Source organism: Mesorhizobium sp. B263B2A (assembly GCF_020165775.1).
Lineage (GTDB): Bacteria > Pseudomonadota > Alphaproteobacteria > Rhizobiales > Rhizobiaceae > Mesorhizobium > Mesorhizobium opportunistum.
In genome coordinates, this window is the sequence record NZ_JAIUIU010000043.1 from 25,694 (window position 1) to 37,266 (window position 11,573).

At 64.1% G+C, this 11,573-nt stretch carries 9 protein-coding genes; 6 read left to right on the top strand and 3 right to left on the bottom strand.

Going from position 1 to position 11,573, the window contains the following annotated elements; translation table 11 throughout:
* Window positions 1-10 precede the first annotated feature (10 nt).
* The 4 genes from uraH (at window position 11) to xdhC (ending at window position 5,389) form a co-directional block, all read left to right on the top strand.
* Window positions 11-385 (top strand): hydroxyisourate hydrolase, encoded by a 375-nt coding sequence (gene uraH / locus LB568_RS32285; protein WP_023765578.1) that lies wholly within the window; start codon window positions 11-13, stop codon window positions 383-385.
* Window positions 386-388: 3 nt separating this feature from the next.
* Complete coding sequence (gene xdhA / locus LB568_RS32290) at window positions 389-1,870, top strand: xanthine dehydrogenase small subunit (protein WP_224732303.1); 1,482 nt, start codon at window positions 389-391, stop codon at window positions 1,868-1,870.
* On the top strand, window positions 1,870-4,236 hold the full coding sequence (gene xdhB / locus LB568_RS32295) for a xanthine dehydrogenase molybdopterin binding subunit (RefSeq protein ID WP_224732310.1): 2,367 nt from the start codon (window positions 1,870-1,872) through the stop codon (window positions 4,234-4,236). Before xdhA ends, xdhB begins: the two co-directional genes overlap by 1 nt.
* A gap of 61 nt (window positions 4,237-4,297) precedes the next feature.
* Window positions 4,298-5,389, top strand: a complete 1,092-nt coding sequence (gene xdhC / locus LB568_RS32300; protein WP_224732304.1) for a xanthine dehydrogenase accessory protein XdhC — start codon at window positions 4,298-4,300, stop codon at window positions 5,387-5,389.
* Between the two features lie 11 nt (window positions 5,390-5,400).
* Here xdhC and LB568_RS32305 read toward each other — a convergent pair whose 3' ends face one another.
* The 3 genes from LB568_RS32305 to LB568_RS32315 all read right to left on the bottom strand — a co-directional run bounded on the left by LB568_RS32305 (window position 5,401) and on the right by LB568_RS32315 (window position 8,653).
* Entirely contained in the window at window positions 5,401-6,654 is a 1,254-nt protein-coding gene (locus LB568_RS32305) for an LLM class flavin-dependent oxidoreductase (RefSeq protein ID WP_224732305.1), read from the bottom strand.
* Entirely contained in the window at window positions 6,651-7,604 is a 954-nt protein-coding gene (locus tag LB568_RS32310; protein WP_224732306.1) for an LLM class flavin-dependent oxidoreductase, read from the bottom strand. The genes LB568_RS32305 and LB568_RS32310 overlap by 4 nt, the downstream gene beginning before the upstream one ends.
* A gap of 128 nt (window positions 7,605-7,732) precedes the next feature.
* Window positions 7,733-8,653, bottom strand: a complete 921-nt coding sequence (locus LB568_RS32315) for a LysR family transcriptional regulator (protein WP_013891591.1) — start codon at window positions 8,651-8,653, stop codon at window positions 7,733-7,735.
* Window positions 8,654-8,888: 235 nt separating this feature from the next.
* On the opposite strand from LB568_RS32315, the gene LB568_RS32320 reads away from it, so the two are divergent.
* Together LB568_RS32320 and guaD are read left to right on the top strand one after the other, a co-directional pair.
* The gene (locus tag LB568_RS32320) at window positions 8,889-10,106 is read left to right on the top strand and encodes a urate hydroxylase PuuD (protein ID WP_224732307.1); all 1,218 of its coding nucleotides are present in this window, start codon (window positions 8,889-8,891) and stop codon (window positions 10,104-10,106) included.
* A 2-nt stretch (window positions 10,107-10,108) separates the two neighbouring features.
* Window positions 10,109-11,425, top strand: coding sequence for a guanine deaminase (guaD, locus tag LB568_RS32325; protein ID WP_013891589.1), 1,317 nt, complete (start codon window positions 10,109-10,111; stop codon window positions 11,423-11,425).
* Window positions 11,426-11,573 lie beyond the last annotated feature (148 nt).

An 11,573-nucleotide genomic window follows, 5' to 3' on the forward strand; every position in this document is an offset into this window, starting at 1 on the left:
GAGGCGGCCAATGGCAGAGACGTCGAAAGCCGATGGCGGGCGCCTGACGACCCATGTTCTCGACACGGCGACCGGCAAGCCGGCGGCGGGCCTGTCGATCGCTCTTTACCGTCTCGACGGTGCCGCCCGCACGCTTCTGAAGACGGTCGCGACCAACGCCGATGGCCGCTGCGATGCGCCATTGCTTGTCGGCGGTGACTTCCGCATCGGCGAGTACGAGCTGATCTTCGCGGCGGGCGACTATCTGCGTGGCCAGGGAACAAAGCTGCCCGAGCCGGCTTTCCTCGACAGGGTGCCGATCCGCTTCGGCATGGCGGAGGCGGTGCACTATCACGTGCCCCTTCTGATCTCGCCCTACGGCTATTCGACCTACAGGGGGAGTTGAGGCATGGCCAAGGTCAATATCCGCAACGAAATCCGTTTCATCCTCAATGGCAGGGATGTCGCGCTGTCTTCGGTGGCACCCGACACGACCTTGCTCGACTGGCTGCGGCTCGACCGCTCGCTGCGCGGCACCAAGGAAGGCTGCGCCGAGGGCGATTGCGGCGCCTGCACCGTGCTCGTCGGCAAGCTCTCGGCCGGCGGACTGGTCTATGAAAGTGTCAACGCCTGCATCCGCTTCCTCGGCTCGCTGGACGGCACCCATGTCGTGACCGTGGAGCATTTGCGCGGCCTGCCCGGCCAACTGCACCCTGTGCAGCAGGCAATGGTCGATTTCCACGGCTCGCAATGCGGCTTCTGCACGCCGGGCTTCATCATGTCGCTCTACGGCCTGTGGATGAGATCATCGGCCCCATCGAACACGACGATCGAAAAAGCCCTGCAAGGCAACCTTTGCCGCTGCACCGGCTACGAGGCGATCATGCGCGCCGCCCACGCCATCTCCAGCTACGGCAAGGCGGCGAAAGACCCGCTGGCGGCGGAGCGCGAGGCAATCACGGCAAGGCTCGATGCCATGCATGACGGCGCGCGGGTCGAGATCGGCGCCGGCAAGGCACGGCTGGTGGTGCCGGCCAATGTCGATGATCTCGCCGCCATACTGGACAAGGAACCCACGGCCACCATCGTTGCCGGGGCGACCGATGTCGGCCTGTGGGTGACCAAGCACATGCGCGATATCTCGCCGGTGATCTTCATCGGCAATCTCGACGGGCTTTGCACGATCTCCGAAGACAAGGGCGTCATATCGATCGGCGCCGGCGTCACCTACACCGAAGCCTTCTCGACGCTGTCGAAGCGCATCCCCGCGCTCGGACCATTGTTCGACCGCATCGGTGGCGAACAGGTGCGCAATATGGGCACCATCGGCGGCAACATCGCCAACGGCTCGCCGATCGGCGACACGCCGCCGCCATTGATCGCGCTCGGCGCGCGGCTGACGCTGCGCAGGGGCAAGAAGCGGCGCACGATCCCGTTGCAGGATTTCTTCATTGCCTACGGCAAGCAGGATCGACAGCCGGGCGAGTTCGTCGAAGCCGTGCACGTTCCTGTCCCCGCCAAGGGGGCGAAATTCGCCGTCTACAAGATCACCAAGCGCCGCGACGAGGACATCACGGCCGCCCTTGGCGCCTTTTTCCTGACGCTGGCCGGGGATGGCACGGTCGCCGATGTGCGCATCGCCTATGGCGGCATGGCGGCGACGCCGAAGCGCGCAACCGCTGTCGAGAAGGCACTGCTCGGCAAGCCCTGGACCGAAGCGACGGTCGAGGCGGCGATGACTGAGTACGCCAGGGATTTCACGCCGCTCACCGACATGCGCGCGTCAGCCGAATACCGGGCGCTGGCAGCGAAGAACCTGTTGTTGCGCTTCTTTGTCGAAACCACCGGCACCAGGGCACCATTCCAGGTGTCACGCAACGAGGCGGCATGATGAACAAGCACGCCACCGCTAGTCTCAAGGCTGAGAAAATCGTCGGCGGCGTCGCCACCGACCAGCGGCATGATTCCGCCCACAAGCATGTCAGCGGCACGGCGGTCTATATCGACGACATGCCGGAACCGGCCGGCACGCTGCATGGCTGCCTCGGCCTTTCGGCTGCGACCCATGCCACGATCGTCGAGATGGACCTCTCGGCGGTGCGCACCGCGCCGGGCGTCGTCGATGTGCTGACGGCAAAGGATGTGCCGGGCGAGAACGACATCTCGCCGACTGGCCGCCATGACGAGCCGGTGCTCGCCGACGGCAAGGTCGAGTTCCACGGTCAGCCGATCTTCTGCGTTATTGCCGAGACTCGCGAACAAGCACGCCGCGCCACCAGGCTGGCCAAGGTCGAATACAAGGAATTGCCCTTCGTCACCGATATCGGCGACCTCGACCCAAGGAAGGACAAGTTGGTCACGCCGCCTCTCACGCTGAGACGCGGCGACGCGGCGGCCGCGATCCGTCAGGCGCCGCGCCGGCTGAAGGGAAAGATGCGCGTCGGCGGCCAGGAGCATTTCTATCTCGAGGGTCACATCGCCATGGCCGTTCCCGGCGAGGACCAGGACGTCACCATCTATTCCTCGACCCAGCATCCGAGCGAAGTCCAGCATATGGTGAGCCATGCGCTCGGGGTGCCGAGCAATGCCATCACGGTGGAGATCCGCCGCATGGGCGGCGGCTTCGGCGGCAAGGAAACACAAGGCAACCAGTTTGCGGCATTGGCCGCGATCGCCGCCAAGAAGCACCATCGCGCGGTAAAAATCCGGCCCGACCGCGACGACGACATGATTGCCACCGGCAAGCGCCACGACTTCCTCGTCGACTACGAAGTCGGCTTCGATGACGAAGGCAACATCCTCGGCGTCGACTTCATGTTCGCGGCGCGCTGCGGCTTTTCGTCGGACCTGTCAGGCCCGGTCACCGACCGCGCACTGTTCCACTGCGACAACACCTATTTCTGGCCGACGGTGCATGCGCAATCGGCACCGCTCTATACCAACACCGTATCCAACACCGCCTTTCGTGGCTTTGGCGGCCCGCAAGGCATGGTCGGTGCCGAACGCGTCATCGACGAGGTCGCCTTCGCGGTCGGCCAGGATCCGCTGGAAATCCGTAAGAGGAATTTCTACGGCACCAGTGGTGATAGCGAGGGGGGCCGCAACCTCACGCCCTATCACCAGACGGTCGAGGACAACATCATCCAGCGCATCGTCGGCGAACTGGAGGAAAGCGCCTCCTATGCGCGGCGGCGGCGGGAGATTTCGGCCTTCAACGCCAACAGCCGTTTCATCAAGCGCGGCCTGGCGCTGACGCCGGTCAAGTTCGGCATTTCCTTCACCGCCACGCACTACAACCAGGCCGGTGCGCTGGTGCATGTCTACACCGACGGTTCGGTACATCTGAACCATGGCGGCACCGAGATGGGGCAGGGCCTCTACCTCAAGGTCGCGCAGGTGGTGGCCGAAGAATTCCAGATCGACCTCGACCAGGTGAAGATCACGGCGACCACAACCGGCAAGGTGCCCAACACCTCGGCCACTGCGGCGTCTTCCGGCTCCGATCTCAACGGCATGGCCGCGCAGAACGGTGCGCGTCAGATCAAGGACCGGCTCATCGATTTCGCCGCCGAAAAGTACCAGGTGCCGCACGACCAGGTGGTTTTCCTGCCCAACCGGGTGCGCGTCGGCAACCAGGAGATCGCCTTCGCCGACCTCGTCAAGCAAGCCTACATGGCGCGCATTCAGCTTTCGGCGGCGGGATTCTACAAGACGCCGAAAATCCACTGGAACCGCGACAAGGGACAGGGTCGCCCCTTCTACTATTTCGCCTACGGGGCTTCCTGCTCGGAAGTCTCGGTCGACACGCTGACCGGCGAATATGTGGTCGAGCGCACCGACATCCTGCACGAAACCGGCCGCTCGCTGAACCGGGCCATCGATCTCGGCCAGATCGAGGGTGGCTTCATCCAGGGCATGGGCTGGCTGACGACGGAAGAACTGTGGTGGGACGACAAGGGACGGCTGCGCACCCATGCGCCGTCGACCTACAAGATCCCGCTGGCGTCAGACCGGCCGAAGATCTTCAACGTAACCCTGGCCGACTGGCCCGAGGCGAGCGAGCCGACGATCCACCGCTCCAAGGCGGTTGGCGAGCCGCCCTTCCCGCTCGGCATGTCCGTGCTGCATGCATTGTCGGATGCGGTGGCCAGTGTCGCCGACCACAAGATCTGCCCGCGTCTCGATGCTCCTGCAACGCCGGAACGCGTGCTGATGACGATCGAGCGGCTGAAGAGAGAGGCCAGGGCTGGCGCCTAAGTCGCCAAAACGTGCAAAATCAGCGTGAAAAGCCTATATTTCCCAATTGGGAATGCAAATGATGAACTCGAAAGTGCAAAGCCTGAAAGCCTTTCTCGCCAGCGCCCACCGGGTCGCCCTGGTCGAAGTGGCTGACACCAAGGGCTCGACGCCGCGCGAGAAGGGCGCCTTCATGCTCGTCTCGGCATCGGCCATCTTTGGCACGATCGGCGGCGGCCAGCTCGAATACATGGCCATCGACAAGGCCAGGCAGATGCTTTTCTCCCCCCTCGAGGGGGGAGAGGAGCGATCGGCCGTAGGCCGAGAAAAAGCCAACGATTTGGCTTTTTCAGCGACGAGCGCCCGGAGCCATAGCGAAGGGCAGGCCGCGAAGCGGCCAGAGGGGGTCCTCTCAAAAGGCACCGCAAGGACGTCGAGACCGGTCGATCCGACCCCACCCGGCGGCTTTGCCGCCACCCTCCCCTCAAGGGGGAGGGGAACCCGCATCGAGGTCGACGAAGTCTGCGCCACGCTCGATGTGCCGCTGGGTCCCGAGATCGGCCAATGCTGCGGCGGGCGCGTCGAAGTCTTGATTCGGCTCGTCGATGCAGCACTTGCCGCCGACCTGGTTGCGGCCACGGAAGCCGAACAGGCGCACCTGCCGCATGTCTATATCTTCGGCGGCGGCCATGTCGGCCAGGCGCTGGCGTCGACGGTGGCACTTCTTCCCGTGCACGGCGTCGTTATCGAAACGCGGGCCGAGGCGCTGGAAGGCATGCCGGAAACCGTTGAGACGCGGCTGACGCCCATGCCGGAGGCCGAGGTGCGCAAGGCGCCTGCCGGAACCGCCTTCGCCATCCTCACCCATGACCACGCGCTGGACTTCCTGATCGTCGCCGAAGCGCTGAGGCGCGGCGACACAGCCTATGTCGGCATGATCGGCTCGAAGACCAAGAAAGCGACCTTCAGGAGCTGGTTCCTGAAATCGGCTGATGGCACGGAAGCGGAGTTTGCCCGCCTCGTCTCGCCGATCGGCGGTGATGCCGTCAAGGACAAGCGGCCGCAAGTTATTGCGGCGCTGGCGGCGGCTGAGATCATGACGGCGCTGGTTATTCACAACACGGCCTTAAATGCCGGCCATCCGGCCCCGCGCGGCAAGGTGATGGCCGGCTAAGCTGTGCCGGCTCAAGCCGGCCGTTTCAAGCCCAGATGGTCGCGCAGCGTTCGGCCTTCATAATCCCTGCGGAACAGTCCGCGCCGTTGCAGCTCCGGCACCACGAGTTCGCAAAAGGTATCGAGTTCGCCGGGGAAGTAAGACGGCATGACGTTGAAGCCATCGGCCGCGCCGCCTTCGAACCGCGCCTGCAGTTCGTCGGCGACCTGGGCCGCCGTGCCGACGATGCGCCAATGGCCGCGCGCGCCGGCGAAATGACGGGCAAGCTGCCTGATAGAAAGGCCGTCGCGGCGCGATTGCTCGATGACAAGCGCCTGCCGGCTTTTCATCCCTTCGCTCTCCGGCAATTCGGGCAGCGGCCCGTCGATCGGATAACACCCCAGATCGGAGATGCTGAGATAGCTGGACAGCAGCGCCACGCCGACATCGTCGGGGATCAGCTCCTGCAACGCCTCGAATTTTTCCCGGGCCTCGGCTTCCGTTTCCGCCACCACGGGCGCGACGCCGGGCATGATCTTGATGTCGTCCGGCTCGCGTCCATAGCTTGCCATGCGCCCCTTGAGGTCGTCGTAGAAGGCCTTCGCCTCCTCGAAGGTCTGCGCCGCCGTGAACACCACATCGGCGGTGCCTGCGGCCAGATCGCGGCCGACATCCGAGGCGCCGGCCTGGACCATGACCGGCGCGCCCTGCGGCGAACGCGGCAGGTCGAGCGGGTCGCGAACCGAAAAGCTCTGGCCGTCATGGCCGGAGGCGCCGAGCTTTCCGTGCCACAGCCTAGTGACCACCTCGGCGAATTCGCGCGCCCGCTCATAGCGGTCGGCATGGGGCTTGAGGCCGGTCGAGCCGAAATTGGCAGCCTCGATCGGGCTGGCCGATGTCACAAGGTTCCAGCCGGCCCGGCCATCGCTCAGATGGTCGAGCGAAAGAAACATCCGCGCCAACCCGTAGGGCTCGTTATAGCTTGTCGAGGCGGTGGAGACGAGGCCGATGCGGCTGGTCTGCACGGCGAGCGCCGAAAGCAGGCTGATCGGCTCGAAGCCGATCGAGCGCGACGTCTGGCTGGCGATGCCGACGTTGGCCTCGCGCAGGCCGGCGGCGTCTTCGCAGAAGATCATGTCGAACTTCGCCGCCTCCGCCGTGCGCGCCAGCTGGATGTAGTGATCGATGTCGATGCCGGCGGTTACATGCGCCTTGGGGTGGCGCCAGGCGGCGATGTGGTGGCCCGTCGCCCACAGGAAGGCGCCGAGCTTCATCTGCGCGGTCATTGGTCCCCTCCGCCGGCAAGACCAAGATGCGAGCGCAACGTCGTGCCGCGATAGCTCTCCCGCAAAAGGCCGCGCCGCCGCAGCTCCGGCAACACGCGGCCGACGAAACCGTCCAGTGCCGGGGGCGGCATCGCGATGTTGAACCCATCGCAGTCTTGCGAGCGGAACGATGTATCGAGACGATCGATATCGACGCCGACATTCAGCAGCACCTTGACCGAGCCTGGTTCGCGTCCGCAGACGGCCACGCGCCGCTTCAGATCGTCATGGCGCGCCTTGGCGTCCTCGGCGGATCCATCCAGGAGGATGACGTCGGCGGTCCTGGCGGCGATATCCATGTCGGCTTCGGACAGAATGGACAGCACCAGCACCGGCTTATCCTGCGGCGAGCGCGCGACGTTGAGCGGGCCGCGCACGGAGAAAAATTCGCCCTTGTGGTCGAGCAGGTGCATCTTTGCCGGGTCATGGAAGCGGCCGCCGCTCTTGTCGAACAGCAGCGCATCCGCATCCCAGCCCTGCCACAAGCCGTGGACGATGCCGATATATTCCTCGGTGCGGCGGCGGAAATCATCGCTGGAAAATCCATCCGGCCGGCTGAAATTGGCCGCCTCGCGCGGCGCCTGCGCCATCACCGCGTGCCAGCCGGCGCGGCCATGGCTGATGATGTCGAGCGAGGCGAAACGGCGCGCCAGATTGTACGGTTGGTGAGCGACGGTCGAGGCCGCGGCGACGAGGCCAATCCTGGTTGTCACGGTCGCCAATGCGGCCAGCAAGGTGGTCGCTTCGAAAGGGCTGCTGGACGCTGGGGCATCTGGCGCGGAGTCTTCAAGGATAATCATGTCCAGCCCGACCGCTTCCGCCTGCCGGACAAAGCCGGCCACATCCCTGAAAGTGAGCGCGCTGGTCTGGCCGGCCATGGAAGCAATGTTGAGCGAAACGGTGAGATGCATTGTGGTTTGCTCGTCGCGCAGCCATCGACCATGAGGCCGTGCACGCGAACCTAAGTTCGCCTCTGCGTAAGGCAACCCCTTCGACTGGGCCAGGAGCCGTTCACTTGCCAGCCAGCCCCTTGTCACCTCTACTTGCCGGCCAGAAGATCCTTGATCAGCCGCTGGCAGCGCTCCGCCATGAAGTCGAGCAGCAGCCGCACCTTGGGGTCCTGCAGCTTCTTGTGCGGATAGACGGCCGCGAACTGCACTGGCGTCGGCGGCGTGTTGCTCAGGATCACCTTCAGCCGCCGGTCGCGGATGAACGGTTCGACCTCGAAGCGCGGCTTGTTGATGATGCCGCGTCCCGATAGCGCCCAGCCGGTCAGCACGTCGCCATCGTCCGTGTCGTAGGGGCCATGCACCTCGAATTTCTGCGGGCCGGTGGGAGTTTGCAGTGTCCATACATATTCGCGCGCGCCGGAGTAGCGTAGCATCAGGCAGTCGTGCTTCTTGCCGATCAGCTCCTGCGGCTCCACTGGCTCGCCGCGCGCCTCCAGATATTTCGGCGCCGCCACCAGCACGCGTTCGCATTCCATGATGCCGCGCATCCTGAGGCTGGAATCCTCGATGATGCCGAGCCGAAAAGCGACGTCGATGCCTTCCTTCATGATATCGACATTATGGTCCGAGAGCCTCAGCCGCACCTCGATGTCAGGGTATTTATCGTGGAAATCGGGAATGCCCGAGGCCACCAGCCGGCGGCCGAGGCCGAGCGGTGCGGTCACGCGGATGGTACCGCGCGGCTGGCCGGACAGCGCCGAGACGGCGGCCTCCGCTTCGGTGATCGCTTCCAGCACCTGCTTGGCGCCCGCATAAAAAACCGTGCCGTGCTCGGTCGGCATCAACTGCCGCGTGGTGCGGTTGAACAGCCGCACGCCAAGATGCTTTTCCAACTCCTTGATGCGGTTGGAGGCGACCGCCGGCGAAATGCGCATGTCGCGGCCCGCCGCCGACAGATTGCCGAGTTCGACGACGCGGACGAAAACGGCGATGTTGTCGAGATAGGCCATGCGGAGCACCTTCGCCGGTTTGCAGCGATTAGCCTAGCGCATGACCCCGAAAATCGGAATCGATTTTCGGAAAGGATCATGCGCCAGATCAAAGTGCTACAGCGTCCTTTGCGCGTCCAAGAGGACGCGCGGCGCTGTAGTATTTTCCATTTTTTTTTGAAAGTCATCGTACACCTCGCCTCTTTTCGTTTGCGCGGGACACCGTAAAGTCGCGTCATCGGCAGGGACTACGTCAATGATGGATTTCGCGATTTTCTGGGACTGGCTGAGCTTCGCCGTGCGCTGGCTGCATGTCATCACCGGCATCGCCTGGATCGGCTCGTCTTTCTATTTCGTCGCGCTCGATCTCGGCCTGCGCCAGCGACCGGGCATGCCTGTCGGCGCCTTCGGCGAGGAATGGCAGGTGCATGGCGGCGGCTTCTACCACATCCAGAAATATCTGGTGGCGCCGGCCGAGATGCCCGAACACCTGACCTGGTTCAAATGGGAATCCTACGCCACCTGGCTGTCAGGCTTCGCCATGCTGTGCGTGGTCTATTATGCCGGGGCCGATCTGTTCCTGATCGATCCCAACGTGCTGCCGATGTCGGTACCCGTGGGCATCTTGCTGTCTATGGCCACGATCGGCGTCGGTTGGGTGGTCTATGATCTCCTGTGCCGCTCGCCGCTGGGCAAAAGCGATACCGGCCTGATGCTGGTGCTCTACTGCGTGCTGGTGTTCATCGCCTGGGGGCTGACCCACCTGTTCACCGGCCGCGCCGCCTTCCTGCATCTGGGCGCCATCACCGCCACGATCATGTCGGCCAATGTCTTCATGGTCATCATCCCCAACCAGAAGATCGTCGTCGCCGACCTCATCGCCGGCCGCAAGCCCGATCCGAAATACGGCAAGATCGCCAAGCAGCGCTCGCTCCACAACAACTATCTGACGCTGCCGGTGCTGTTCCTGATGCTGTCGAACCATTATCCGCTGGCGTTCGGGACCGAGTTCAACTGGGTCATCGCCTCGCTGGTGTTCATCATCGGCGTGCTGATCCGGCACTATTTCAACAGCGTCCATGCGCGCAAGGGCAACCCGCATTGGACCTGGCTGGGCGCCCTTGTCCTGTTCATCATCATCATCTGGCTGTCGACCGTGCCGAGGGTGCTGACCGGCGAACCCAAGCCATCCGCAGCGGCGGAACTCTATATCGCCTCCGCGCATTTCCCCGCCGTGCGCGACACCGTGCTCGGCCGCTGTTCGATGTGCCATGCGGCGGAGCCGGTCTATGAGGGCATCTACCATGCACCCAAGGGCGTGATGCTCGACACCGACGCGGGCATCGCCGAGCATGCCCGCGAGATCTATCTGCAGGCCGGACGCAGCCACGCCATGCCGCCTGCCAATGTCTCGCAGATATCAGACAAGGAGCGGGCGCTGCTGGTGACCTGGTTCGAAGGCGCAGGGAAATAGGCATGATTTCGATACTTCTGCGCGGCCGCACGCTGTCTTTCGAGCGCTGGCCGCAAACCATCGACGACCATTCGGCCTGGCGCTACGAGGAAGACGGCGGCCTGCTGATCGGCGATGGCAGGATCGTCGCCGCAGGCGCCTATGCCGATGTCGAAAAGCAGGCTGGCGAGGCGGTGAAAAAAATCGACCACCGGCCGCATCTGTTGCTGCCCGGCTTCATCGACGCGCATGCGCATTTTCCGCAGATGCAGGTCATTGCTTCCTATGGCGCCGAACTGCTCGACTGGCTGAACACCTACACCTTCCCGGAAGAGACGAAGTTCGCCAACGCGCAGCATGGACGCCGCATAGCGCGGCTGTTCCTCGACGAGATGGTGCGTCACGGCACCACGACGGTCGTAGCCTACTGCTCGGTGCACAAGGCCTCCACCGAAGCCTTCTTCGCTGAGTCGCACGACCGCAACATGCTCAACATCGCCGGCAAGGTGATGATGGACCGCAATGCGCCCGACGGCGTGCTCGATACGCCGCAATCCGGCTATGACGACACCAAGGCGCTGATCAAGGAATGGCACGGCAAGGGTCGCCAGCTTTATGCCATCACCCCGCGCTTCGCCATCACCTCGACGCCGCAGCAGATGGAGATGGCTGGAGCGCTCTGCCGCGAGCATCCCGACCTGCACATGCAGACGCATCTGTCGGAAAACCACGCCGAGATCGCCTTCACGCAGGAACTCTACCCGTGGTCGCGCGACTACACCGACGTCTACGAACATTACGGGCTGCTGGGCAAAAAGAGCCTGTTCGGCCACTGCGTCCATCTCTCCGAGCGTGAGGCGGACGCGCTGTCGGACAGCGGCTCGGTGGCGGTGTTCTGCCCGACCTCGAACCTCTTCCTCGGCTCCGGCCTGTTCGACTATCAGCGCTACCGCAAGCGTGACAAAGCGCTGCGCATCGCGGCCGCCACCGATGTCGGCGGCGGCACCAACTATTCGATGCTGCGCACCATGGACGAGGGCTACAAGGTGATCGCGCTGAATGGCGAGAAGCTGAACCCGTTCCAGTCCTTCTGGCAGATCACGCGCGGCAATGCCGAGGCGCTGTCGGCGGTGGAAAGGATCGGCACGCTGACCGAAGGCACCGATGCCGACATCGTCGTGCTGGATGCGAACGCCACGCCGGCGATGCGGCTCAGGATGGAAACGGTCGAGACCCTGGCGCAGGAATTGTTTCTCCTGCAGACGCTGGGCGACGACCGCGCGGTGCGCGAGGTCTATGTGGCCGGGCGGGCAGCGAAGACAGACATGGTCGCGGGTTAAGACCGACCGCCGAGGGGAGAGGACCGCAACTCGATGGAGTGGGGGGTCGATCTTCGCGGGGGACAAGATGATGATTGCGCCTGATTGTTAAGTGGTTCCCCCACTCCGTGGCCGCTGCGCGGCGCCACCTCTCCCCCCTCCGGAGGGG

What these genes read in the sequence shown, in the direction of transcription:
- xdhC (WP_224732304.1), top strand. Translation starts at nt 4,298, where the DNA reads ATGAACTCGAAAGTGCAAAGCCTGAAAGCCTTTCTCGCCAGCGCCCAC.
- uraH (WP_023765578.1), top strand. Translation starts at nt 11, where the DNA reads ATGGCAGAGACGTCGAAAGCCGATGGCGGGCGCCTGACGACCCATGTT.
- LB568_RS32315 (WP_013891591.1), bottom strand. Translation starts at nt 8,653, where the DNA reads ATGGCCTATCTCGACAACATCGCCGTTTTCGTCCGCGTCGTCGAACTC.
- LB568_RS32305 (WP_224732305.1), bottom strand. Translation starts at nt 6,654, where the DNA reads ATGACCGCGCAGATGAAGCTCGGCGCCTTCCTGTGGGCGACGGGCCAC.
- xdhA (WP_224732303.1), top strand. Translation starts at nt 389, where the DNA reads ATGGCCAAGGTCAATATCCGCAACGAAATCCGTTTCATCCTCAATGGC.
- LB568_RS32320 (WP_224732307.1), top strand. Translation starts at nt 8,889, where the DNA reads ATGATGGATTTCGCGATTTTCTGGGACTGGCTGAGCTTCGCCGTGCGC.
- guaD (WP_013891589.1), top strand. Translation starts at nt 10,109, where the DNA reads ATGATTTCGATACTTCTGCGCGGCCGCACGCTGTCTTTCGAGCGCTGG.
- xdhB (WP_224732310.1), top strand. Translation starts at nt 1,870, where the DNA reads ATGAACAAGCACGCCACCGCTAGTCTCAAGGCTGAGAAAATCGTCGGC.
- LB568_RS32310 (WP_224732306.1), bottom strand. Translation starts at nt 7,604, where the DNA reads ATGCATCTCACCGTTTCGCTCAACATTGCTTCCATGGCCGGCCAGACC.